The organism is Streptomyces sp. AC512_CC834 (genome assembly GCF_019049325.1).
Lineage (GTDB): Bacteria > Actinomycetota > Actinomycetes > Streptomycetales > Streptomycetaceae > Streptomyces.
On record NZ_JAGMUO010000130.1, the window covers coordinates 16,038 to 38,630 of the forward strand.

At 72.7% G+C, this 22,593-nt stretch carries 21 protein-coding genes and 1 riboswitch; of the genes, 11 read left to right on the forward strand and 10 right to left on the reverse strand.

The features are described 5' to 3' along the window. Positions 1–107 precede the first annotated feature (107 nt). The gene (locus KUM40_RS39705; RefSeq protein ID WP_217171258.1) at positions 108–1,850 is read left to right on the forward strand and encodes a DUF4328 domain-containing protein; all 1,743 of its coding nucleotides are present in this window, start codon (positions 108–110) and stop codon (positions 1,848–1,850) included. A gap of 41 nt (positions 1,851–1,891) precedes the next feature. Here KUM40_RS39705 and KUM40_RS39710 read toward each other — a convergent pair whose 3' ends face one another. Next, on the reverse strand, positions 1,892–2,479 hold the full coding sequence (locus tag KUM40_RS39710) for a TetR family transcriptional regulator (RefSeq protein ID WP_217171259.1): 588 nt from the start codon (positions 2,477–2,479) through the stop codon (positions 1,892–1,894). Positions 2,480–2,585: 106 nt separating this feature from the next. On the opposite strand from KUM40_RS39710, the gene KUM40_RS39715 reads away from it, so the two are divergent. Together KUM40_RS39715 and KUM40_RS39720 are read left to right on the forward strand one after the other, a co-directional pair. Further along, entirely contained in the window at positions 2,586–3,659 is a 1,074-nt protein-coding gene (locus tag KUM40_RS39715; RefSeq protein ID WP_217171260.1) for an NAD(P)-dependent alcohol dehydrogenase, read from the forward strand. Between the two features lie 38 nt (positions 3,660–3,697). Next, positions 3,698–4,660: a bifunctional GNAT family N-acetyltransferase/NUDIX hydrolase gene (locus KUM40_RS39720; RefSeq protein WP_217171261.1), complete on the forward strand. Its 963-nt coding sequence runs from the start codon at positions 3,698–3,700 to the stop codon at positions 4,658–4,660. A 21-nt stretch (positions 4,661–4,681) separates the two neighbouring features. Here the strand turns inward: KUM40_RS39720 and KUM40_RS39725 are convergent, their stop codons facing one another. Further along, positions 4,682–6,133 carry a M1 family metallopeptidase gene (locus KUM40_RS39725; RefSeq protein ID WP_217171262.1) on the reverse strand — a complete coding sequence of 484 codons (1,452 nt, stop codon included), beginning with the start codon at positions 6,131–6,133 and terminating at the stop codon, positions 4,682–4,684. Positions 6,134–6,275: 142 nt separating this feature from the next. Further along, positions 6,276–6,851 (reverse strand): TerD family protein, encoded by a 576-nt coding sequence (locus tag KUM40_RS39730; protein WP_217171263.1) that lies wholly within the window; start codon positions 6,849–6,851, stop codon positions 6,276–6,278. A 165-nt stretch (positions 6,852–7,016) separates the two neighbouring features. Between KUM40_RS39730 and arfB the strand changes: the two genes are divergently transcribed. Further along, positions 7,017–7,445: an alternative ribosome rescue aminoacyl-tRNA hydrolase ArfB gene (gene arfB, locus KUM40_RS39735; protein ID WP_254396398.1), complete on the forward strand. Its 429-nt coding sequence runs from the start codon at positions 7,017–7,019 to the stop codon at positions 7,443–7,445. A gap of 51 nt (positions 7,446–7,496) precedes the next feature. Here the strand turns inward: arfB and KUM40_RS39740 are convergent, their stop codons facing one another. Continuing rightward, entirely contained in the window at positions 7,497–8,003 is a 507-nt protein-coding gene (locus tag KUM40_RS39740) for a GNAT family N-acetyltransferase (RefSeq protein ID WP_217171264.1), read from the reverse strand. A gap of 48 nt (positions 8,004–8,051) precedes the next feature. Beyond that, positions 8,052–8,678 (reverse strand): flavin reductase family protein, encoded by a 627-nt coding sequence (locus KUM40_RS39745; protein WP_217171265.1) that lies wholly within the window; start codon positions 8,676–8,678, stop codon positions 8,052–8,054. Positions 8,679–8,991: 313 nt separating this feature from the next. On the opposite strand from KUM40_RS39745, the gene cdgB reads away from it, so the two are divergent. Together cdgB and KUM40_RS39755 are read left to right on the forward strand one after the other, a co-directional pair. Next, complete coding sequence (gene cdgB / locus KUM40_RS39750; protein WP_217171266.1) at positions 8,992–10,656, forward strand: diguanylate cyclase CdgB; 1,665 nt, start codon at positions 8,992–8,994, stop codon at positions 10,654–10,656. A gap of 120 nt (positions 10,657–10,776) precedes the next feature. Next, positions 10,777–11,769, forward strand: a complete 993-nt coding sequence (locus KUM40_RS39755) for a carbohydrate-binding protein (protein ID WP_217171267.1) — start codon at positions 10,777–10,779, stop codon at positions 11,767–11,769. 35 nt (positions 11,770–11,804) lie between these two features. Here the strand turns inward: KUM40_RS39755 and KUM40_RS39760 are convergent, their stop codons facing one another. From KUM40_RS39760 to KUM40_RS39770, 3 genes are all read right to left on the reverse strand, one after another. Further along, positions 11,805–12,743, reverse strand: coding sequence for a 1-phosphofructokinase family hexose kinase (locus KUM40_RS39760; protein WP_217171268.1), 939 nt, complete (start codon positions 12,741–12,743; stop codon positions 11,805–11,807). A gap of 113 nt (positions 12,744–12,856) precedes the next feature. Next, on the reverse strand, positions 12,857–14,002 hold the full coding sequence (gene nagA, locus KUM40_RS39765) for an N-acetylglucosamine-6-phosphate deacetylase (protein WP_217171269.1): 1,146 nt from the start codon (positions 14,000–14,002) through the stop codon (positions 12,857–12,859). Continuing rightward, complete coding sequence (locus KUM40_RS39770; protein WP_308401339.1) at positions 14,002–15,063, reverse strand: ROK family protein; 1,062 nt, start codon at positions 15,061–15,063, stop codon at positions 14,002–14,004. Before KUM40_RS39770 ends, nagA begins: the two co-directional genes overlap by 1 nt. Positions 15,064–15,209: 146 nt before the next feature. On the opposite strand from KUM40_RS39770, the gene KUM40_RS39775 reads away from it, so the two are divergent. The 4 genes from KUM40_RS39775 (at position 15,210) to KUM40_RS39790 (ending at position 19,059) form a co-directional block, all read left to right on the forward strand. Then, positions 15,210–16,427, forward strand: a complete 1,218-nt coding sequence (locus tag KUM40_RS39775; protein ID WP_217171432.1) for an extracellular solute-binding protein — start codon at positions 15,210–15,212, stop codon at positions 16,425–16,427. Between the two features lie 61 nt (positions 16,428–16,488). After that, a complete protein-coding gene (locus KUM40_RS39780) occupies positions 16,489–16,722 on the forward strand; it encodes a DUF3263 domain-containing protein (RefSeq protein ID WP_217171270.1) in 234 nt (77 codons plus the stop codon). 840 nt (positions 16,723–17,562) lie between these two features. Further along, on the forward strand, positions 17,563–18,432 hold the full coding sequence (otsB, locus tag KUM40_RS39785; protein ID WP_217171271.1) for a trehalose-phosphatase: 870 nt from the start codon (positions 17,563–17,565) through the stop codon (positions 18,430–18,432). 150 nt (positions 18,433–18,582) lie between these two features. After that, a complete protein-coding gene (locus KUM40_RS39790; protein ID WP_217171272.1) occupies positions 18,583–19,059 on the forward strand; it encodes a hypothetical protein in 477 nt (158 codons plus the stop codon). A gap of 31 nt (positions 19,060–19,090) precedes the next feature. On the opposite strand, the gene KUM40_RS39795 is transcribed toward KUM40_RS39790, so the two are convergent. Further along, positions 19,091–20,494 carry a trehalose-6-phosphate synthase gene (locus tag KUM40_RS39795; RefSeq protein ID WP_217171273.1) on the reverse strand — a complete coding sequence of 468 codons (1,404 nt, stop codon included), beginning with the start codon at positions 20,492–20,494 and terminating at the stop codon, positions 19,091–19,093. 146 nt (positions 20,495–20,640) lie between these two features. On the opposite strand from KUM40_RS39795, the gene KUM40_RS39800 reads away from it, so the two are divergent. Then, a complete protein-coding gene (locus KUM40_RS39800; protein WP_217171274.1) occupies positions 20,641–21,342 on the forward strand; it encodes a hypothetical protein in 702 nt (233 codons plus the stop codon). A 10-nt stretch (positions 21,343–21,352) separates the two neighbouring features. Here the strand turns inward: KUM40_RS39800 and KUM40_RS39805 are convergent, their stop codons facing one another. Next, positions 21,353–22,297, reverse strand: coding sequence for a glucosyl-3-phosphoglycerate synthase (locus KUM40_RS39805; RefSeq protein WP_217171275.1), 945 nt, complete (start codon positions 22,295–22,297; stop codon positions 21,353–21,355). A 141-nt stretch (positions 22,298–22,438) separates the two neighbouring features. Then, positions 22,439–22,586: riboswitch (SAM riboswitch) on the forward strand. Positions 22,587–22,593: the final 7 nt, after the last annotated feature.

A 22,593-nucleotide genomic window follows, 5' to 3' on the forward strand; every position in this document is an offset into this window, starting at 1 on the left:
GACGAAGCAGACGGAGCAACTGCCTTTCAGGCACTGCGTTTTCCCCGGGACACCCCGGGTCCCTATCCTCGTGCGCACGGGGTCGCCAGGAACGAGGGAGCACACGCATGAACGGGTTGGAGCCGGGCGATCCCGAACGGATCGGCAGGTACCGGTTGCTCGGCAGACTCGGTGAGGGCGGCATGGGCCGGGTGTACCTGGCGCGCTCCGACCGGGGCCGGACGGTGGCTGTCAAGACCGTCCGGGAGGAACTGGCCCGGATGCCGGACTTCCGGCGGCGCTTCGCGCAGGAGGTGAAGGCCGCGCAGCGGGTCGGCGGTGAGTGGACCGCGCCCGTGCTGGACGCCGACACCGCGGCGTCGACTCCCTGGGTCGCCACCGGCTACGTCGCCGGGCCCTCGCTCGCCGAGGTCGTCGATCGGCAGTACGGGCCGCTGCCCCCCGCCACTCTGCGGGTGCTGGCGGCGGGTCTCGTGCGGGCGCTGCAGACCATCCACGGCGCCGGTCTCGTGCACCGCGACCTCAAGCCCTCCAACGTCCTGGTGACGATCGACGGCCCCCGCGTCATCGACTTCGGCATCGCCCGCGCCCTGGACGCGTCCACGCAGTCCGCCGAGGGGCTCACCAAGGCCGGCGCCGTCGTGGGGTCGCCCGGCTTCATGTCCCCCGAGCAGGTGCGCGGCGAGAAGGTGTCGTACGCGAGTGACGTCTTCTGCCTCGGCGCGGTGCTGGCCTACGCCGCGACGGGCCGGATGCCCTTCGGTACCGACGAGGGCGGGATGCACTCGCTGCTCTTCCGCATCGCGACCGAGGAGGCGGATCTGACCGGGGTGCCGGACTCCTGGCAGGGCGTCGTCGCGGCCTGCCTGGTGAAGGATGCCGAGAAACGACCCGCCCCCGACGAGCTGCTGACGTCGATCGAGGAGACGGCAGACGCGGACGCCGCGCCGGGCGGCGCGTGGCTGCCCGGCGAGGTGCTGGCGGAGCTGGGCCGGCACGCCGTACAGCTCCTGGACAGCGAGGACCCGGAGGACCGGGTTCCGGTCGGGGCGCCCGTCGCGGGCTTCGGCCCGCCGCCCGCCCCGTACAGTCCGTCGACGCCTGCGTGGCAGAGCGCCTCTCCGTTCGCGGCGGGGCCGGGCGTCGCCCAGCCGTCGCCGTACTCCACCCCGCCCCCTGGACCGGGCCCCGCCACCCCCTCGCCATACGCCCCGGAGCCCGCGCGCCCGGTGAAGTCGCTCGCCACGGCGCTGAACGTCTTCCTCGTTCTGTTCGCGGTGCTGGTACTGGGCCAGTTCAACATCCTCATGGAGGTCTACACCCAGCTCGACGGCCGCCCCGGTGCGTCGCCCACCAGCGGCATCGACGACTTCGATTCGCTGCGGAGCCTGGCTCTCGTGGTCGAGGTCCTGGGGGTGCTGATGAACATCGTGCTGGCGGTCCTGTGGGCGTGCTGGTTCCGCCGCATACGGCAGAACGCCGAGCCCTTCGCGCCGGGCGGCATCCGCTACAGCCCCGGCCTGGCGGCCGGGTCCTGGTTCATCCCGGTCGTCAACCTGTTCATGCCGAAGCAGATCGCCAACGACATCTGGACGGCCTCGACCGGCCGTCCGGCGGGTGCCGGACGGTGGCTGGTGCACACCTGGTGGTGGCTCTGGCTCGCCCAGCTCGCGACGGACCTGAGCTCCTACAAGAGCTGGGACGAGGCGAAGACCGTCGCGGGCGCCAAGGAGATCCTCCTCAACGCCCAGTCCGCCAACGTTGTCGCCGTCGCGAGCACCGTGTTCGCCGTGCTCTTCGTCTCCCGGCTCACCTCGCTCCAGCGCAAGCGCGTCACCGAAACCGCCTGAGCGCCACGCGGACGCGGGCGGGGACGCGGACGCGGACGCGGTCAGCCGGGCGAGGTGGCGCGGCGGACCGCGTCGCGGAGCAGGGCGCGACGGCGCTCGTGCACCTGCGCGGGCTCGTCGGCGGTCGCCGCGTAGACGTTGCTGACCGGTGACCAGGCCATCGACATGGCGATGACGACGGCCAGCACGTCGAACGGATCCCCCGGCCGCACCCGCCCCGCCGCCTGGGCCTCGGCGATGGCGCGCAGCTTTGCGTCGTCGCGGCGGTCGGCGTCGTCGACCAGGTGCCCCGCCGGACGCCGCTCCAGTCGCGCCCAGGTGGCCAGCCGGATGAGGTCGGGGCGGCGCAGATACTCGTCGTAGAGGCGCACGGCCCAGTCCGCGAGGTCGTCGGCGTCAATTGGCACGACGTTGACGATGCGGTCCAGCGACGCGAAGAAGATCGCGTCGAACAGCCCCTCCTTGTTGCCGAAGTAGGCGTAGAGCTGCGCCTTGTTGGTGCGCGCGGCGGCCACGATCCGCTCGATCCGCGCCCCGGCGATCCCGTGTTCGGCGAACTCCCGGGTCGCGACGTCGAGTATGCGCCGGTGTGTGGCGGCTCCGCGTGAGGTCAGGGGCTGGTCGGGCATGCCCGCAGGGTACCGAACAGAACAGTTGGTTTGCCTTTCACGGCATCCGCGCTACGCTCGGAACAGGAATAGACCGAACAGTCTGTCTGAAAGAGCGGGGAGAGCCATGAGGACCACTGCGGGCTGGCAGGCGCAGCGCACGGAAGAGCACACGGACACCGCGGCCGCGGCGACGACGCTGCGGCGGACGCCGCTGAAACGGCGCGACCTGCGCCCCGACGACCTCGCCGTCCGGGTGGACTACTGCGGCGTCTGTCACACGGACCTGCACGCCATCCGCGCCCACGACACCGACGGCGGCCCGGACCCGCTCGTCCCGGGCCACGAGTTCACGGGCGTGGTGACCGGGACCGGGGCCGAGGTCACCGGCTTCCGCGTCGGCGACCCGGTCGCGGTCGGCAACATCGTCGACTCCTGCGGCGAGTGCGCCATGTGCCGGGCCGGCCAGGAGAACTTCTGCCACACCTTCCCGACCCTGACCTACGGCGGCACCGACCGCGTCGACGGATCGACCACCCTCGGGGCCTACTCCCGCGAGTACGTACTCCGCGAGCGGTTCGCGTACGCGCTCCCCGCCGGTCTGGACCCGGCGGCCGCGGCACCGCTGCTGTGCGCCGGGATCACCGTCTGGGAGCCCCTGCGCGCCCTCGGCGCCGGACCCGGCACCCGCGTCGCCGTGGCCGGTCTCGGCGGCCTTGGCCACCTCGCCGTGAAGTTCGCCGTCGCGCTCGGCGCCGACACCTCGGTGATCAGCCGGTCGCCGGACAAGGCCGACGACGCCCGCCGCCTGGGCGCCCACGGACTCGTCGTCTCCACCGACCCGGAGCAGCTGGCCGCCGCCCGCGACCGGTTCGACATCGTCATCGACACCATCTCCGTCCCGCACGACCTCGGCCCCTACCTCGGCCTGGTCGCCATGGACGGCACGCTCAGCCAGCTCGGGTACCTCGGACCGGTCACCGTGGAGACCCTCGCCCTGCTCATCGGCCGCAAGAAGCTCAGCTCCGCGGGCAGCGGCGGCAGCAGGACGACCGCGGAGATGCTGGCCTTCTGCGCCGAACACGACATCACCGCCGACATCGAACTCCTCCCCTCCGCCCACGTGAACGAGGCCCTCGACCGCCTGGAGCGGGGCGACGTCCACCACCGCTTCGTACTCGACCTGTCCGACCTGGACTGACCCGGGCAGCGGGACCGACCGCCGGATAGGTTGCCCCCGTGATCCTCACCCCGCTCCCACTCACCCCCGACCACGACATCCCGGGTCCCCTCCTCACCGAACTCACCGCCCTCTACACCTCCCACCACGCCTTCCACGCGCTCGGCGGAGACTTCCCCGACCCGCAGGACATCCGCCCGGAGCAGGTGGCGGCCTCGCTCGCCGACGAACTGGCTCGACCGGGCGCCGAGGTGCTGCTCGCCAGGGACGCGGGCCGGCTGGCCGGGGTCGCGGTCACCCTCGCCCGGCATCCCGACCCGGCCGACCCGGACCCTTGGATCGGGCTGCTGATGGTGGACGCGGCCCTGCGGCGGCAGGGGCACGGCAGGCGGCTCGCGGCCCTCCTCGAGGAGCGCTTCCGGGCAGAGGGCCGCACCGCCGTACGGCTCGCCGTCCTCGACGGCAACACCGACGCGCTCGCCTTCTGGAACGCCCTCGGCTACACGGCCGTCGACCAACGCCGTGACCTCCGAGCCGACCGCCCCTGCACGGTGCTGCGCAGGGAGTTGGAGAGCGGGAAGCCGCGCACCCCGCGCCGCGCCGCCCGCGTCGCCGTGCTCGACCCCGAGGGCGCGGTCTTCCTCCTGCGCTACGACAACGTCGAGGTCGGCGTGCACTGGGCGATGCCCGGCGGCGGACTGGAGGCGGACGAGAGCCCCCGCGAGGGCGCCCTGCGTGAGGTGCGAGAGGAGACCGGCTGGACCGACCTGGAGCCGGGTCCCCTGCTCTGCACCTGGGAACACGACTTCACCCACCTGAGCGTCGGCCCCGTCCGCCAGTACGAGCACATCTACGTCGCCCACGGCCCCCGCCGTGAGCCCACCGGCCCCCACCTCGCCGCCGCGCACGCCGCCGACGGCATCCTCACCTGGCGGTGGTGGAGCCGGGCCGAACTCGCCGAGGCCCCCGAGCCGCTCTGGCCGCCGGACCTGGCCCGGCTGCTCGACGCCTACGAGGGGTGAGGCACCCGGCGGGGCGGTGCCTCACCGGGACTCGGGCCGGCCGTCTCCGTGCAGCCAGTCCTCCCAGATCTCCGTGAAGTCCTCGTCCGGCGCCGACCTCTCCACGTACGCGGTGAAGTCCTCGGTGCCGGCGTTGCCGTGGCGGTGGGTGGCGGCCCAGCCCCGCAGCAGGTCCCGGAAGGCGTCGTCGCCGACCGTCTCGCGGATCTTGTGCAGGACCATCGCGCCCCGCTGGTAGACGGGGCTCGCGGAGATGTGCGCCGCGTCGGGCGGGTCCGCGGGCGGAAAGGCCCAGATCGACTCGTTCGCGGCCTCGTCGGCGTAGTACGTCCCGTCGTAGAGGGCGTCGAACGTCTCCTGGGCGGTGTCGCCGCCCTCGTCCTCCGCCCACAGCCACTCCGCGTAGGTGGCGAAGCCCTCGTTCAGCCACATGTCCTGCCAGGTCTTCGGGCTGACGGAGTTTCCGTACCACTGGTGGGCGAGTTCGTGGACGAGCAGGACGGTGTCGGGGGCGCCGGGGAAGTAGGGCCGGTTCTGGGTCTCCAGGGCGTAGCCGGCGTCCTCGGCGCGGTCGACGATCGCGCCGGTGGAGGAGAAGGGGTAGGGGCCGAAGTTCCCCTCCGCCCATTCCATGATGTCGGGAATCCGCTTCAGGACCTCGCGGCTCGCGTCGGCCTGCCGCGGGTCGACGGCCGTGTACACCGGCAGACCGTCGTCCGTGGTGGAGCGGTCGGTCTCCCACTCGCCGACGGCGACCGTGACGACGTGGCTCGACATCGGCTCGGCGGTGTGCCAGGTGAACGTCGTACGGCCGTCACGGGTCCGCTGCTGCGTCAACTCGCCGTTGGAGACCGCGCCGAGGCCCTCCGGCACGGTCACCGCGAGGTCGTACGTCGCTTTGTCGGAAGGGTGGTGGCTGCCGGGGAACCAGGCCATCGAGCCCGTCGGCTCGCCGAGCCCCACCGCGCCGTCGGCGGTGGGCAGCCAGCCCTCCTCGGAGTCGTCGGGGTCGGTGATCGTCTCCGGCTCGCCGGAGTAGCGCACGCTGACGCGGAACGTCTCGCCGTCGTCCAGTTCGTCGGCCGGGCGGACGGTCAGCTCCTGTCCGGCCCGGTTGAAGCGGGCGTCCCGGCCCTCGACCGCGACCTTCTCGACGTCCAGGCCCTTGAGGTCCAGGTTGAAGGCGGACAGGTCCCGGGTGGCGCGCGCGGTGATCGTCGCGGTGCCGGTGAGGTGCCCGGCCCCGGCCCCGGCCCCGGCGTCGGCGTCGGTGTCAGTGTCCGCACCGGGGTCGTAGTCCAGGGTCAGGTCGTAGTGGCCGACGTCGTAGCCGCCGTTGCCCGCCTTGGGAAAGTACGGGTCGCGCACGCCCGATCCGCCGGGGGTGCCGTCGACCGCGCCGCCGCCACTGCACGCCGCGAGGGCGGTGACGGTGACGGCGGCCAGGAGCAGACGGGGGGTGGGGGTGCGCACCTCGTGATCCTATGGGGCGTTTCACGTGAAACGCCCGTTCAGAGCACCTTTTGGCGTCTGCTCCGGGGACGCCGAAGGCCTCCCGACGGACGACCGGGAGGCCTTCGTGCGCAGCGAACGGGCTACGGGCCGGTGAAGAACGTCAGACGTTCACGCCGAAGTCCTGGGCGATGCCCACGAGGCCCGAGGCGTAGCCCTGGCCGACGGCGCGGAACTTCCACTCGGCGCCGTTGCGGTACAGCTCGCCGAAGACCATGGCGGTCTCGGTGGCCGCGTCCTCGGACAGGTCGTAGCGGGCGATCTCGGTGCCGCCGGTCTGGTTCAGGATGCGGATGTAGGCGTTGCGCACCTGGCCGAAGTTCTGCGAGCGGTTCTCCGCGTCGTAGATCGAGACCGGGAAGACGATCTTCTCGACGTCGGCCGGCAGACCGGCCAGGTTGACGTTGATCGCCTCGTCGTCGCCCGCGCCCTCGCCGGAGCGGTTGTCACCGGTGTGGACGATCGTGTTGTCCGGCGTCTGCTTGTTGTTGAAGAAGATGAAGTGGGCTTCGGAGTAGACCTTGCCCTCGGGGTTGACCGCGATCGCGGAGGCGTCGAGGTCGAAGTCGGTGCCGGTGGTGGTACGGACGTCCCAGCCGAGCCCCACGGTGACTTCGGTCAGGCCCGGAGCCTCCTTGGTGAGCGAGACGTTGCCACCCTTGGACAGGCTTACAGCCATTGTTGGGAGTCCCTTCCCTCGTTTACGTACGGCAAGAAAGCTACAGCTATCACCATGAACGACGAGAGGGGTCCCCAAGGTTCCGCCTCTCTTTACTTTCTTTACCGATGCCGGGATCAGGATATTCGGGTGACGCGGACCATGCGGGGACGGGAACATGGAGGCATGTCCGGTCCCCATGTCATCCGCGGCTCCGTCTCCCTGCCCGAGGCCGAGCTGGTCTGGCGTTTCTCGCGCTCCTCGGGGCCCGGCGGACAGCACGTCAACACCACGGACACGGCGGTGGAGCTGCGCTTCGACCTGGCGCGGACCGAGGCCCTGCCCGAGGTCTGGAAGAGGCGGGCGCTCGAGCGGCTGGCCGGGCGCCTCGCCGACGGGATCGTCACCGTCCGCGCCTCCGAGCACCGCTCCCAGTGGCGCAACCGCGAGACCGCCGCCGTACGTCTCGCCGCCCTCCTCGCGGAGGCCACCGCGCCCCCGCCCAGGCCCCGCAGGCCGACCCGCATACCGCGCGGCATCAATGAACGGCGGCTGCGGGAGAAGAAGCAGCGCTCGCAGACCAAGCGGGGGCGCTCCGCGCGGGACTGGGACTGACCGGCAGGGCCCCTCCCGCCCCCCTCCCCGGGGGGCGTCGACCACGCGTTTTCAGTCCGTCGCCGTCGACGTTTCCGTATCCGTCCCCAGCTCCAGTTCCAGTACGCCGACCGTCTCCTCCTCGGCCTTCTCGCCGTTCGGACGGAAGCCGAGGCCCAGGTAGAAGTTTTCGGGGCCGTTCTCGCCGGGGTGCCAGGTGACGAAGCACTCCTTGCCGCCGCGGCGGCGGACCTCGGCGGCCACCGACTCCACGGCGAAGCGGCCGTATCCCCGGCCCTGCTCCTCGGCGGCGATGTTGAGGCGCCACAGGCCGGAGCGCAGTGCGCTGCCGTCGTCGTACCAGTCGACACCGAAGAAGCCCATGAGGAAGCCGACGGGACGGTCGCCGTCGAGGATCAGCCGTGGCCAGGCCTTTCCGGGGTGGACGTAGGCCTCGGCGAGGGACTTCACCACCGGGTCGACGGCGAACTCCTGATCGGGGCGCACCCGGATGGCGAGGGCGGCCTCGATGTTCGCGGGGGTGATCTCCTGTACGCGGAGCGTGGTGCCGGTCGTCATGGGCGCACCCTATGCAGGCGCCCGTACGCCGGACGAGCGGATTACCGCTCAGCCCAGTTGCCGGTACCGCCCCTTGAAGTACGCCAGCGGCCCCCCGTCCGCGCTGGGCAGCGAGGCGGTCAGCACGCGGCCGATCACCAGGGTGTGGTCCCCGGCCGGAATCCGCTGCTCGGTACGGCACTCCAGGGTCGCCAGGGCCCCGCCGGCCAGGGGCGCACCGGTCGTCTCGCCCCGCACGTAGGGGATGTCCGCGAACAGGAGCCGGTCGCTGACGCGGCCCTTCATCGAGAAGCGGCCCGCGATGTGCCGCTGGCTCTCGGAGAGGACGGAGACCGCCCACAGGGGCTGCTCGTCGAGCAGGTCGTCCATGCGGGAGCCCTCGCGCAGGCTGACCAGGACCAGCGGCGGGTCCAGGGACACCGACATGAAGGCGGTGGCCGTCATTCCGACGTCCTCGCCGCGCGGTGCCAGCGGGTCGTCGGGGTCGAGCGACGGCTCCTGGGCGGTCACCAGGACCACGCCCGAGGCCAGCCGGGACATGGCAGCACGGAACTCCTCGTTGCTCACCCCCTCAGCATGCCCGGAGGCGGGCGACGGGAACTGCGACGCGGTAGATGCGGGGGACGCAGGGGACGCGGGGGACGTGAGGGGCGTGAGGGACGGAGTATTCGGCACCCCGCCACGCTAATCTGCGGGCGGCCGGCCGGGCATCGGACCTCGGGCGGAACCGGGACCTAGGCCCACAGAACGAGGCGTGCGCATACCTACAAACTTTGCGTTCAGGAAACGCACAGGGAAAACGCAGGAACCCCGTCCAATTGTTCATCTTTAGCTGTGACTTGAGTCACAAGGGGCGGTTATTGTTGACCCTGTGTACCGAGTGAGGAGCGCGCTGTGATTCAGTGGCGGGGAACCTGCAATGGCGCCGGCGGTAAAGGCGCCGAAGAGAACCCTTGATTCACTGCGAGGTCTCGGGGGGAGGGCGAGCATGGAGACCGAGTCGGAGCCCTATGTCCGCCTTGCGTCCCTGCGGCAATTGCACCAGGCCATGGCCGACATGAACACCGCCCGCAGCCTGGCCGACACCCTGCAGACCGTGGCCGACGGCGTCGTCCAGGCCCTCGGGTACGAGCTGGCGTGCGTCAACCTGGTCCGCCCCGACGGCGATCTCGTCGTCGCCGCCTTCGCGGGCAACCAGGCCGCCGAGGCGCTGATCACCGGCCGGGCGGGCTCCCGCGACTCCTGGGACCGGCGCCTGAGCATGGGCGAGCAGTGGGGCGACCTGATCTTCATACCCCACACCGAGGGCTGGATCCTCGACGACGACGACGTCCCGCAGTGGTACACCGACGGGCCCGCGCCCCGCTTCGAGGACGAGTGGCACCCCTCGGACCGGCTCTTCGCCCCGATGTACGCGCCCGGCCCGCAGGGCGGCGGCAACAGCGGCGAGCTGGTCGGCGTCCTGTCCGTGGACCGGCCGCGCAACGGCCGCCGCCCCGGCGCCTGGGGCCGCGAGGCTTTGCAGATGTACGCGTTCCAGGCCGCCATCGCGATCAGCAACGCCCGGCTCCGCTCCAACATGCAGCGCGCCCTGGTCCGCCTGGAGCGCGACCAGCAGGCGCTGCGGGCCAGCGAGGAGAGCTTCCGGCAGGCCTTCGAGTACGCCCCCTCCGGCATGGCCATCGCCGAGATGGGCGGCGACCAGCACGGCCGGATCCTGCGCACCAACGACGCGCTGTGCCGCCTGCTGGGCCGCCCCGCCTCTTCGATGCGCCGCTACGCCTTCTCCGACCTCGTGCACCCCGAGGACATCGGCACCCTGCTGCGCACCTCCGCCGAGGGCGGCCGGGCCGAGCTGCGCCTGGGCCGCCGCGACGGCACCTACGTCTGGGTCTCGCTGCGCAACAGCGTCGTCGCCGACGCCGCCGACGGGCCGCGCTTCCTGCTCACCCACGTCGAGGACATAGAGGAGCGCAAGCGCCACGAGGTCCAGCTCGCCCACCGCGCCTCCCACGACTCCCTCACCGGCCTGCCGAACTCCGCCGAGCTGCGCTCCCGCCTCGCCGCCCGGCTGTGCCAGCGCCCCCAGTCGGCGCACGCGGCCGTCGCCGACGCCATGGACGCCGCCTACGGGCATCCCGCCGTGTTCGACTCCGGCGGCCACACCTTCGACTTCGGCGCCGCCGTCGAGCCGTACGGCGCCTTCGATCACCATGTGCACGCCATCGCCCCCGAGGACGGCCGTGACGACGGCACCAAGGGGCTCGCGGTCCTCTTCTGCGACCTGGACGGCTTCAAGTCGATCAACGACCGGTTCGGGCACAACGCGGGCGACGCCGTACTCATCGAGGTCGCCCGCCGGCTCAGCGGCGGGGTGCGCGACGGCGACACCGTGGCCCGGCTCGGCGGCGACGAGTTCGTGATCCTCGCCAACGGGCTCGGCCGGGCCGACGCCCAGGACCTCGCCGTACGGCTGCGAGGCGAGATCATCCAGCCCATCCGGGCCGAGGGCCGGGCCGTCCGGGTGGGCGCCAGCTTCGGCATCGGCTGGGCCCACTGCGGCATGACGGCGGACGAAGTCCTGAAGTCGGCTGACGAACGGATGTACGTCGAGAAACGATCTCGTCCCAAACAGCATCGCCGGGCCGGATGATCACGAGGTCAGGGCGCTGATGCGGTCTGAGTCACCCTTTCGGGTCAGTGGGAGCGGGTAGGCTCGCTCTCTCACGACCCGTACCGCACCACGCACCGCATTTGGTTAGGAGACCTAGGGATGACGCCCGGCAACAACGGCGCGAGCACGCCCGAGGACGACGACCCCTTCGGCTACCTCTACGCCGACGGGCAGGCCAACGGGGCCCAGCCGCCGTCCGGTGGCTACGGCTACCCGAACTCCGTCAACCGGGTGCGTCCCGTCGGCACGCGGCAGTACGGGGCACCGCAGGGCCAGGCGGCCCCGACCGCCGCCTACGGCCAGGCCGCCCCGCAGCAGCAGGGCGCCTACGGGCAGCCGCAGGGGGCGTACGGCCAGCCGAACGCGAACTACGCAGCGCCGGAGACGTTTCCCGGCGGTGGCGGCGGTCCCGGGGGCCCGCAGCAGCAGCCGGGGCACGGCGGGGGCGGCGGACGCCGCGGCCCCAACACCAGGGGTCTGCTGATCGGCGCGGTGGCGGTCGTCGCCGCCGTGGTCATCGGCATCGCCGTGGCCATGACGAGCAACGGCTCCGAGGACGACAAGGGCGGCAACGAGGCCGGGGGCGACACCACCCCCACCCAGTCCGAGGAGACCACCGAGCCGAGCCCGTCGGCCAGCGACGGCGCCGAGGAGGAGGTCGAGCTGCCGGCCATCGACGCGAAGGCGATGCGGCTGGGCGGTACGGCGTCCCTCGCCTCGGACATCGAGGGCGCCGAGTCCGACGGCGGCGTCTACGTGACCAACCTCAACCAGCCCGGCGCCTCGGTCACCTGGACCGTCGACGGCATCCCCGAGGACGGCCTCTACACCCTCTTCGCCGGGTACAGCGCGGCCGGCGAGGACCAGTCGATGACCCTGACGGTCAACGGCAAGGAGTTCGGCAGCAAGCTCAACCTGGGCAACTTCACCGGGGCCAAGGACGGCGACTTCGCCAAGGGCTGGACCGAGACCTTTGCCTGGCCCACGCTCAACAAGGGCACCAACACCATCTCGCTGTCCTGCGCCGACGGCGACAAGTGCAACGTCCTGCTGGACCAGTTCTCCCTGAAGAAGGGCAAGGTCGAGGACTAGGACCGGCGGCGCTCACGCCGCGCCCGCCTCCGCGGTCACCGCGACGCTGCGCCCGCCTCCGCCGTCACCGCGACGCCGCGTCCGAGCAGCTCCTCGTACGCCGCCCGGTCGAACTCGCCCGCCACCGGTGCCAGCACCGTCGCCGCCGACAGTGCCACCGCGCGGGCCAGCCGGTCCGGCCAGGGCAGGTGCTCCACCAGGCCGGAGAGCAGCCCCGCGACCGCCGAGTCACCCGCGCCGGTCGGGTTGCCGTGGACGTGGGCGGGCGGCGCGGCGCGCCAGCGACCCTCCGGGGTCACGGCGAGCAGCCCCTGCGAGCCCAGCGAGGCGACCACCGAGCGGGCACCGCGGCGCCGGGCGGCCTGCGTGGCCCGCAGCGGCTCGTGCGAGCCGGTCAGCTCGGCCAGTTCGTCGGCGTTCGGCTTGATCAGGTCCGGGCGGGCGGCCAGGCCCCGCCGCAGCGGCTCCCCGCTCGTGTCGAGCAGCACCGGCACGCCCGCGGCGCGCGCGGCGCGCACCAGCCCGGCGTAGGCACCCACCGGGACGCCCGGCGGCAGGCTGCCGCACAGGGCCACCGCGGCGGCGCCGGCGAGCAGACCCTCGTACGCCTCCTGGAAGGCGTTCCACTCGGCGGGGGCGACGGCCGGTCCCGGCTCGTTGAGCTGGGTGGTGTCGCCGGTGCGCTCGTCGACGACGGCGATGGTGCGCCGCGTCGCCCCCGTGACCGGCACCAGCGCGTCGGTCACCCCGTGGACGCCGGCCAGTCCCTCGCGCACGACGTTTCCGGTGGTGCCGCCCGCGAAGCCGGTGACGGTCACCTCGTGCCCGAGGGCCGCCAGCACCCGGGCCACGTTCAGCCCCTTGCCGCCGGGCCGCTCCGTCACTCCGGTGACCCGGTGGGAGGCGTGCGGTCTGAGGGCCGGGACGCGATAGGTGATGTCGAGCGCGGTGTTGAGTGTGACGGTGAGGATCACCTGGTCCGACCTCCCCCGATCGCCTGCGGCTGTCGTGTGGACACGATCATGCCAAACGCCCGACGGCGGGCCCAGCCCCCGGTCGGCCACAGTGGGGATGGACCCGAGACGGATCAGCCCAGTTGGGGATCGACCACCCATTCGCCCCGGCGCATCACGCCCACCAGGTCGAAGGCGTCGTCCAGGACCACCAGGTCGGCGTCCCGGCCGGGCTCCAGGGAGCCGACCCGGTCGGCCAGGCCAAGCAGCCGGGCCGGGTTGGCGGAGATCGCCGCGACGACGTCCTCGACGGGCAGCCCGTCCACCGTCACCGCCCGCTTGAAGGCGCGGTCCAGGGTGAGCGTGGAGCCCGCGATCGAGCCGCCCTCCACCAGCCGGGCCACGCCGTCCGCGACCTCGACCTCCATCGGGCCCAGCAGGTAGCGGCCGTCGCCGAAACCGGCCGCGTCCATCGCGTCGGTGATGAAGGCGACCCGGGCGGCCCCCGCGTGGTGGAAGGCGAGCTGGAGCGAGGCCGGGTGCAGATGCGTGCCGTCGTTGATCAGCTCGACGGTGATCCGCTCGTCCTCGAGGAGCGCCGCGATCGGACCGGGGGAGCGGTGGCCGAGCGGCGGCATCGCGTTGAAGAGGTGCGTGGCGACCGTCGCGCCCGCGTCGATGGCCTGGAGCGTCTGCTCGTACGTCGCGTCGGTGTGCCCGACCGCCGCGATCACGCCGTGCTCGGCGAGCAGCCGTACGGAGTCCAGGCCGCCCGGCAGCTCGGTGGCCAGCGTCACCATCTTCGCGTGCCCGTGCGCCGCGTCGACCAGCTTGCGCACCTCGGCCGGGTCGGGGTCGCGCAGCAACTGCTCGTCGTGCGCGCCCTTGCGGCACGGGGAGATGAACGGCCCCTCGAAGTGGATGCCGGCGACGTCGCCCTGCTGGGCCAGCTCGGCGAGCACCCCGGCGCGCCGGGCGAGGAAGTCCAGCTCGCCGGTGACGGCGGAGGCGACCACCGTGGTCGTGCCGTGCCGGCGGTGGGTCTCGACGCCCTTGAGGATGTCCTCGGGCGTGCCGCCGGTGAAGGAGGCTCCGCCGCCGCCGTGGTTGTGGATGTCGACGAAGCCGGGGACCACCCAATGGCCCGACACGTCGAGGACGTCCGCCCCGGGGGGAGCCGTGTCCGCGATCCGCGTGCCGTCGACGATCACGCGGCCGTCGTCCACGGTCCCGGTGGGCAGTACCACCCGGGCACCGGCGAGAACCTTGCTTGGGGCCATCAGGTGGTTACCTCCGGGGGAGTCACGGTCGTGGGGGTGGTGCCGGTTGGTTCGGTCCCTATGGCTTCGGTCCCGATGGCTTCGGAGCCGACGGCTTCGGTCCCGATCGCTGCGGTCCCGATCGCTGCGGTGCCGATCGGTTCGGTGCCGAGCAGGTCCCAGGCCATCAGCCCGGCACCCAGGCAGCCGGCGGTGTCCCCCAGTGCCGCAGGGACGATTTCCGGCAGCTTCTGGAAGGTGACGCGCCGCCGGACGGCGTCCCGAAGTGGTGTGAACAAGGTTTCCCCCGCCTCGGCGAGGCCGCCACCGATGATCAGGACGCGCGGGTCCAGCAGAGTGAGCGCGGTGACCAGCCCGTCGGCGAGCGCGTCCACGGCGTCCTGCCAGACCGCGAGCGCGCGGGCGTCGCCCGACTCGACGGCCTTGGCGCAGTCCGCGGCGTCCGCGTCCGGGTCGCCGCAGGCCTCGGCCCACGCCTGGCTGACCGCCGACGCGGACGCGAACCGCTCCAGGCAGCCGCGCTGCCCGCACGGGCAGGGGATGCCGCCGGGGCGTACGACGACGTGGCCGATCTCGCCCGCGAAGCCGTGGGCGCCCGACTCGACCCGGCCGTCGATGCCGATGGCGCCCGCGATCCCGGTGCCCAGCGGCACGAACAGGAACCGGTCGGCGCCCTTCCCGGCGCCGATGCGGCCCTCGGCGAGCCCGCCGGTGCGCACGTCGTGGCCGAGGGCGACCGGGATGCCGCCCAGCCGGTCGCCGAGCAGCGCCCGCAGCGGTACGTCGCGCCAGCCGAGGTTGGCCGAGTACACGGCGGTGCCGTGCTCGTCGTCGACGATGCCGGGGACGACCACACCGGCGGCACCGGCCGGCTCGCCGAACCGGTCGGCGCCGTAGGCCCGCAGCTCGGCGGCGAAGTCGAGGATGCCCTCGACGACCGCCTCGGGGCCGCGCTCGCGGCCGGTGGCCCGGCGCGCCTGGTGCAGCAGTTCGCCCCCAGGCCCCGCCAGGGCGGCCTTCATCCCGGTGCCGCCCACATCGAGGGCGATGACATGTCTCACGGGGACAGTGTGGCCCGTCTACCCGGGAGAGGTCTAGTCCACTGCCGTGGTGTAGACCTTAATCCGTTAAACGGACAACGCAGGGTTGGGGATTCAGGGTGCAGCGGCGTAGGACAGGAACGATCGCGGTGGTGTCCGCACTGGGCATGACGGCGGTTCTCGGCGGCTGCGGCCTCACCGACGACTCCGACGAGGTGACCCTGAAGCTCGTCGCCGCCGACTACGGCGACAGCAAGGACAACAGCTCCCAACACTACTGGGACGAACTGGTCAAGTCCTACGAGGCCAAGCACCCCGACGTGCAGGTGGACGTCACCGTCTACTCCTGGAGCGACGTCGACCGCAAGGTCCGCGAGATGGTCGAGGCCGGCAAGGCGCCCGACATGGCGCAGATCGGCGCCTACTCCGACTACGCGGACAAGAATCTGCTCTACCGCGCCGACGACGTGCTCTCCATCCCGGTCCAGGCCGACTTCGTCTCGCAGCTCGCCGGTGCCGGCCAGGTCAACGGGGTGCAGTACGGCCTGCCCTTCGCCGCCTCCACCCGCGTGCTCTTCTACAACAAGACCCTCTTCAGCGAGGCCGGCGTCACGCCGCCCAAGTCCTGGGACGACCTCGCCGAGGCCGCCGAGGCGCTCAAGGACAAGGGCGTGAAGTACCCCTACGCCCTGCCGCTCGGCCCCGAGGAGGCGCAGGCCGAGACGATGCAGTGGATGCTCAGCGGCGGGGGCGGCTACACGGACGGCGTCGGCACCTACTCCGTCGACTCCCCGCAGAACGTCACCACCTTCACCTGGCTGCGCGACGAACTGGTCGGCAAGGGCCTCACCGGCCCGGTCGCCCCCGGCAAACTCGACCGCGCCGACGCCTTCGCCGCCTTCGCGAACGGCGACGTCGGCATGCTCAACGGCCACCCCTCGCTGATGAAGATGGCGTCCGACAAGGGCGTGAAGTACGGCATGGTGACCACCCCCGGCATCGACGGCGCGAGCAAGAGCACCCTCGGTGTCTCCGACTGGATGACGGCCTTCAAGAAGAACGGCCACCAGGAGGAGGTCGGCGACTTCCTCGACTTCGTCTACAGCGACGAGAACGTCCTCGACTTCTCCCGCGAGTACGACCTGCTGCCGGTGACCACCTCCGCGTCCGAGGTCATGAGCACCGCCGAGGAGGACAAGAACCTCAAGCCGTTCCTGGACGAGCTGCTGCTCTCCGAGCTGTACCCGGTCGGCAAGACGTCCTGGGGGGCGGTCAGCGCGGACGTCAAGAAGCGCATCGGCCAGGCGGTCGCCTCCGGCGGCAGCCCCGAGGAGGTGCTCGGCCAGATCCAGGTGACGGCGATGCGGGCGGGCAGCGCCGAGTAGCCGTACGGCCGGGGCGACGGGGCGACGGCCGCTGTCGGTGCCGGGCGTTACGGTGCCGTACATGGACCTGGGAGAGCTGGCCGAGCGGGAGCGCGGCATCCTCGCGCTGGAGCGCCGGGGCTTTTCCGGCCCCGGCGCCAAGGAGCGCGCCATCCGCGAGGAACTGGGCCTGGCCCCCGTCCGCTACTACCAGCTCCTCAACGCCCTCCTGGACGACCCCCGCGCCCTAGCGTCCGACCCGGTGACGGTCAACCGCCTACGCCGCATACGCGAGTCACGCCGCGCAGAACGCTGAGACCGCCCACCCCGCCCCGGACACCCTCGGCACCCGCCCGGCAGGGTCGCCCGCCCCGGACAGGACACCGCGCCGGGTGCCCCGGCACCTGTACCCGGGAGAGCCGCCTGCCCCGGACGAGACACCGTGCCGGGCGTCCCCGGTACTCGCACGCGGCAGAGTCGCTCGCCCCGGACAGGACACCGTGCTGGTCGACCTCGGCACCTGTACCCGGCAGAGCGCCCGCTCGGACAAGACACCGCACCGGGCAGAGTCGCCTGCCCCGGACGGGACACCGTGCCGGGCGTCCCCGGCACCCGCACGCGGCAGAGCCGCCCGCCCCGGCACTCGCACGCGGCAGAATCGCTCGCCCCGGACAGGACACCGTGCTGGTCGACCTCGGCACCTGTACCCGGCGGAACGCCCGCTCGGACAAGACACCGCACCGGGCAGAGTCGCCTGCCCCGGACGGGACACCGTGCCGGGCGTCCCCGGCACCCGCACGCGGCAGAGCCGCCCGCCCCGGCACTCGCACGCGGCAGAATCGCTCGCCCCGGACAGGACACTGTGCCGGGCGACCTCGGCACCCGCACCCGGCAGAGCCGCCCGTCCCGGACGAGGCACCGCCCCGGACACCCCCGGCACCCGCCCGGCAGAGCCGCCCGCCCCGGACGTCGTCCCCGGACCGGGTAGCCCCGCGTCGGCCGTCCGCCGTGACGCGGCCGGAAGAGCCGCCGCCCCCGGGGAGAGTGGTCCCGGTGTGCCCGAGACGTGGGCCCCGGCCCCGTGGCCCCCCGGCCCGGCCGTGACGGGGCTCGCGGGCGACGCGTGGGGCCGGTCCGGGCGGGATAGGTTCGCCGTATGGGCAGCCACCAGGACTCCACTCGAGACGACGCCCCACACCCCCTGCCGACGCCCGTCACGGCGGCCGGACTCGAAGGGCTCGACGCCCTCCTCGCCGACCCCGGCCGCGCGGTGATCGCGCTCGACTTCGACGGCACGCTGGCCCCGATCGTGCCCGACCCGGACCGGGCCCGCGCCCACCCGCAGGCCGTACCGGCGCTCGCGGCCCTGGCCCCGAAGGTCGCCTCGATCGCGGTCATCACCGGCCGCCCCGCCGAGGTCGCGGTGCGCCACGGAGGCTTCGCGGACGTCTCCGGCCTCGACCACCTCGTCGTCCTCGGCCACTACGGCGCCGAGCGCTGGGACGCCGCCACCGGCACCCTCACCACTCCCGACCCGCACCCCGGCGTCGCCGCCGTCCGCGCCGAGCTGCCGGCACTGCTGGAGCGGTCCGGGGCTCAGCAGGGCACGTGGATCGAGGAGAAGGGCCACGCGGTCGCCGTCCACACCCGCCGCGCCCCCGACCCACAGGCCGCCTTCGAAACCCTGCGCGCCCCCCTCGCCGACCTGGCCTCGCGGCACGGCCTCGTCGTCGAGCCGGGCCGCATGGTCCTGGAACTGCGCCCACCCGGCATGGACAAGGGCGCCGCCCTGCGGTCGTACGCCCACTCCCTCGGCGCCGCGTCCGTCCTCTTCGCCGGCGACGACCTCGGGGACCTCCCCGCCTTCGCCGCGGTCGACACCCTCCGCGAGGAGGGCACCCCCGGTTTCCTGGTCTGCAGCGGCAGCGACGAGGTCACGGCCCTCAGCGAACGCGCCGACGTGGTGGTGGACGGCCCGGCCGGAATGGTGGCCCTCCTGGCCGCCCTCGCGCGCCGACTGGCCTGAGACAACGTCTCGGACAGTTTCCCGGCCTGTCACAGGAATGTCCGGACACCACGGATGGGGCAACCCGGCCTGCCGCCCGCACGCTCTTGGGTGCCGTAAGGCCTGCTCAACCTGCTCAATGGTCGTCCCATAACCGTGGAGGAACGCGTCATGTTCGCTCGGAAGACTCCGTCGCTCGCCCTCGCCGCCGTAGCCCTCGGCCTGGCGCTGACCGCCTGCGGCGCCAGTGACGACAGCGGCGCCGCCACCGGCACCAGCGACGACGCGGCCCCCGCCGCCACCGCTCCGAGCACTCCACAGTCCCCCAGCGCCACCGGCGGTACGTCCTCGGACACCCCGAAGGACACCGCGAACGCGGCGAAGTCGGACAAGACCGACGGGGTGAAGTGCACGGACCAGGTGAACTACGCCGGTGACCCGAGGCCGAACGCCGAGATCAACTCGATCGGCGAGCAGACCGGCACCTGCCCCGAGCCGCAGTCGGGCGGCACGCCGTCCGGTACCCCGAAGAACGACGGGGTGAAGTGCACGGATCAGGTGAACTACGCCGGTGACCCGAGGCCGAACGCCGAGATCAACTCGATCGGCGAGCAGACCGGCTACTGCCCGCCGGTCCAGGCCAAGTAGCTCCCGACAGCGGCAGCGGCAATCGTCGCCGTCAGCCCCGCAGCGCCTCCAACTGCTCCAGGAACCACCGCGCCGGGGGCAACGCCGTGCCGGCGGCCGCCAGCCGCTTCGACCGCTCGGCCCGTTCCCCCGCCGGCAGGCCGAGCGCCTCGTGCAACGCGTCCGCCGTCCCCGACACGTCGTACGGATTCACCACCACCGCGTCCTCGCCCAGCTCCTCGTACGCCCCCGCCTCCCGCGACAGCACCAGCACGCACCCCGCGTCGGAGACGAGCGGCGCCTCCTTCGCGACGAGGTTCATCCCGTCCCGCACGGGGTTGACGAGCGCCACGTCCGCCAGCCGGTACGCCGCCAGCGACCGTGCGAAGTCGTCCTTCAGATTCAGCACGACCGGCGTCCACCCCGCCGTCCCGAACTCGTCGTTGACCGACCGGGCCACCCGCTCCACCTCGGCGGTGTAGTCCCGGTACACGGCGAGGTCCTGCCGCGAGGGGTACGCGAACGCGACGTGCACGACCCGCTCGCGCCACTCGGGCCGCCCCGCCAGCAGCTCCCGGTACGCCAGCAGCCCCCGCACGATGTTCTTGGACAGCTCGGTCCGGTCCACCCGCACGATCGTCCGGCGCGCCCCGCCGTCCGGCGCCGTGCCGATCTCCTCCCGCAGCACAGCCATCCGCTCCTCCACGTCGGCCTCGTGCGACCGCGCCCGCAGGAAGTCCGCGTCGGCGCCGAGCCCGTGCACGCCGATCTCCGTGCCCCCGAGCCCGCCCACGACCGCGTCGCAGCACGCGGTGAACGCGTCGGCCCAGCGCCGGGTGAGGAACCCGAGCCGGTCGGCGCCGAGCATGCCGCGCAGCACCTGCTCGGCGATGTCGTCCGGCAGCAGCCGGAAGTAGTCGACCGGGGCCCACGGCGTGTGCGAGAAGTGGCCGATCCTGAGGTCGGGCCGCAGCTCGCGCAGCATGCCCGGCACCAGCGTCAGGTGATAGTCCTGCACGATCGCGGCCGCGCCCTCGGCCGCCTCCTCGGCCAGCGCCTCGGCGAAGGCCCGGTTGTACGCCTCGTAGGAGGCCCACTGCCGCCGGAACTCCGCGTCGAAGACCGGCTCCAGGGGCGTCTGGTAGAGCATGTGGTGCACGAACCACAGCACCGAGTTGGCGATCCCGTTGTACGCGTCCGCGTGCACGTCGGCCGGTACGTCCAGCATCCGTACGCCGTCCTCGCCGACCCCGCGCCGCACCGCCTCGCGGTCGCCGTCGCCCAGCGCCGAGCACACCCACAGCGCGCCCGCGTCCGGCCCGATGGCCGACAGCCCCGAGACCAGCCCGCCACCGCCCCGCTTGGCGTGCAGCGACCCGTCCTCCCGCACCTCGTACGAGACCGGCCCCCGATTGGAGGCGACCAGCACCTGAGCAGCACCGAAGCTTGAAGCCATACGCCTCAACCTAGCCCGGCCCCCCGAACCTCAAACGTTCCCCGGTGTCACCTCGGCTGCGATTCGGTCACGCGTCTTGTGTGGGAACTGTGAACGGGATGAGGATGTGCGGTGCACATTTCAACTTCTTGGGGGGCGGGCGAACCATGCCCATACGCATACACACGCGACACCCGCGCGGGAGCGGACTCGTCGCCCCGGCGGCACTGATCGCGGCCTGCGCGCTGGCCCTGGCGGGCTGCGGCGACGGAGACGGCGACGCGAGCGCGAAGGCGGCGGCCACGACGACGACCCCGACCGCCACCGCCGCGCCGAGCAGCAGTCCCACCCCCGAGGCGTCCCCCAGCACCGAGACCCCGACGCCCACGCCCACCCCGACCGCCGTCACCCTGCCGGACCTCACCGGCGACAGCATTGGGGCGGCCGTCGGAGCGGCCAAGAAGGCGCACGTCGGCTACACCGTGCGCCTCCAGGGCACCGGGCAGCGGGCCTCCTCCTGGGGCAGCGGCGAGAAGGTCTGCGAGCAGAGCGGCGGCCCCGGCACCGTGACCTTCACCGTCCCCCGCGACGGCCGCGACTGCGCCGGACGCCTGTTGCACATGCCGGAGCCGACCCCGGAGCCCTCGAAGACCCGGGCCGACGGCACCGGCGGCACGAGCGGAGGCGGCACGGGCGGCGGCTCCGGCGTCTGCGAGCTGATGAGCCCGGCCGGCAACTGCTACGCCGACGGCCAGTTCTGCGCCAAGAAGCACCGGGGCCTGCACACCCACGGCCGGGGCGGCGAGTACCTGACCTGCGAGCCGGACTCCGGCGGCCGGTGGCGCTGGTCGGACGGCGTCCCCGGCTGAGACCCGGGGGTCAAGCCACCCTCCGGGCCGCGTACTCCGCGATCTCCGCCATCGGGGGCCGTTCCTCGGTGTCCACGGCGTAGGTGCGCGGCTCGAAGCCGTCGACGCCCCGCTCGAACTGGGTGAGGGCCGGTCGGACCAGGTGGCCGCGGGCCAGCCGCAACTGGGCGGTGCGGTAGATCGCCGCGGCCATCCGGCCGAGCGCCCGCCCGTCCTGGTGGCGGTGTCTGCGGACCCCGACGTCGACCTGCGCGAGCGCGTCCAGGCCCACCAGGTGCAGGGCGTCGACCAGCATGCCCAGCTCGACGCCGTAGCCGACGGGGAAGGGGAGCCGCTCCAGCAGGGAGCGCCGGGCCGCGTACTCGCCGCCCAGCGGCTGGACGAAGCCGGCCAGCAGGGGCCAGTGCATGTTGAGCAGCGGGCGGGCCATCAGCTCCGTGACCCGGCCGCCCTGCCCGGGGGCCGCGCCGAGCGGACGGTCGTACATGGCCTTGACGAGGTGCACGTCCGGGTCGGTGAGCAGCGGGCCCACGATCCCGGAGACGAAGTCGGCCGAGAACTCGCGCAGGTCGGCGTCGACGAAGCAGACGATGTCGCCGCCGGTGACCAGCAGCGAACGCCACAGCACCTCGCCCTTGCCCGGCACGGCCGGCAGACGGGGCAGGATCGCGTCGCGGTGCACGACGCGCGCGCCCGCTGCCGCGGCCACCTCCGCCGTACGGTCCGCCGAACCGGAGTCCACGACCACGATCTCGTCGACGAGCGGCGTCCGGAGCATCAGCTCCCGCCGGATCACCGTGACGATGTCGCCGACCGTCGCCTCCTCGTCCAGGGCGGGCAGCACCACGCTGACCGACTGCCCGGTGGCGTTCTTGGCGGACACGAGCTGCTGGATCGGCCGGTCCGACACGGACCAGGAGCGTGCGCTCAGCCAGCGCTCGACTTCTTCCAGCACGTCCCGGGGCTCCTTTGTGATCCATCTCGCGGTACGGACGACTATCTCAACCGCCCTGGCCTTCGGTTACAGTCTTGAACAACGCGTGGGACCACCGCATGCCGGGGTCGCCGCGGGCACCACCGAAAAACAACCACATACCGCTCATCCAGAGGGGCAGAGGGATACGGCCCGTTGAAGCCCCGGCAACCCTCCAGTCGGTTCTTGTCACGCAGACGTGGCGAGGCTCCCGACTAGGGAAGGTGCCAAGTCCGTCTCACGGCGAGATGCGTCGTGGGGAAGATGAGGAGAAAGGG

Excerpts from the sequence above, each read along its gene's own strand:
- KUM40_RS39705 (WP_217171258.1), top strand. The coding sequence starts at position 108 with ATGAACGGGTTGGAGCCGGGCGATCCCGAACGGATCGGCAGGTACCGG.
- KUM40_RS39710 (WP_217171259.1), bottom strand. The coding sequence starts at position 2,479 with ATGCCCGACCAGCCCCTGACCTCACGCGGAGCCGCCACACACCGGCGC.
- KUM40_RS39715 (WP_217171260.1), top strand. The coding sequence starts at position 2,586 with ATGAGGACCACTGCGGGCTGGCAGGCGCAGCGCACGGAAGAGCACACG.
- KUM40_RS39730 (WP_217171263.1), bottom strand. The coding sequence starts at position 6,851 with ATGGCTGTAAGCCTGTCCAAGGGTGGCAACGTCTCGCTCACCAAGGAG.
- arfB (WP_254396398.1), top strand. The coding sequence starts at position 7,017 with ATGTCCGGTCCCCATGTCATCCGCGGCTCCGTCTCCCTGCCCGAGGCC.
- KUM40_RS39740 (WP_217171264.1), bottom strand. The coding sequence starts at position 8,003 with ATGACGACCGGCACCACGCTCCGCGTACAGGAGATCACCCCCGCGAAC.
- cdgB (WP_217171266.1), top strand. The coding sequence starts at position 8,992 with ATGGAGACCGAGTCGGAGCCCTATGTCCGCCTTGCGTCCCTGCGGCAA.
- KUM40_RS39755 (WP_217171267.1), top strand. The coding sequence starts at position 10,777 with ATGACGCCCGGCAACAACGGCGCGAGCACGCCCGAGGACGACGACCCC.
- nagA (WP_217171269.1), bottom strand. The coding sequence starts at position 14,002 with ATGGCCCCAAGCAAGGTTCTCGCCGGTGCCCGGGTGGTACTGCCCACC.
- KUM40_RS39775 (WP_217171432.1), top strand. The coding sequence starts at position 15,210 with ATGACGGCGGTTCTCGGCGGCTGCGGCCTCACCGACGACTCCGACGAG.
- KUM40_RS39780 (WP_217171270.1), top strand. The coding sequence starts at position 16,489 with ATGGACCTGGGAGAGCTGGCCGAGCGGGAGCGCGGCATCCTCGCGCTG.
- otsB (WP_217171271.1), top strand. The coding sequence starts at position 17,563 with ATGGGCAGCCACCAGGACTCCACTCGAGACGACGCCCCACACCCCCTG.
- KUM40_RS39790 (WP_217171272.1), top strand. The coding sequence starts at position 18,583 with ATGTTCGCTCGGAAGACTCCGTCGCTCGCCCTCGCCGCCGTAGCCCTC.
- KUM40_RS39795 (WP_217171273.1), bottom strand. The coding sequence starts at position 20,494 with ATGGCTTCAAGCTTCGGTGCTGCTCAGGTGCTGGTCGCCTCCAATCGG.
- KUM40_RS39800 (WP_217171274.1), top strand. The coding sequence starts at position 20,641 with ATGCCCATACGCATACACACGCGACACCCGCGCGGGAGCGGACTCGTC.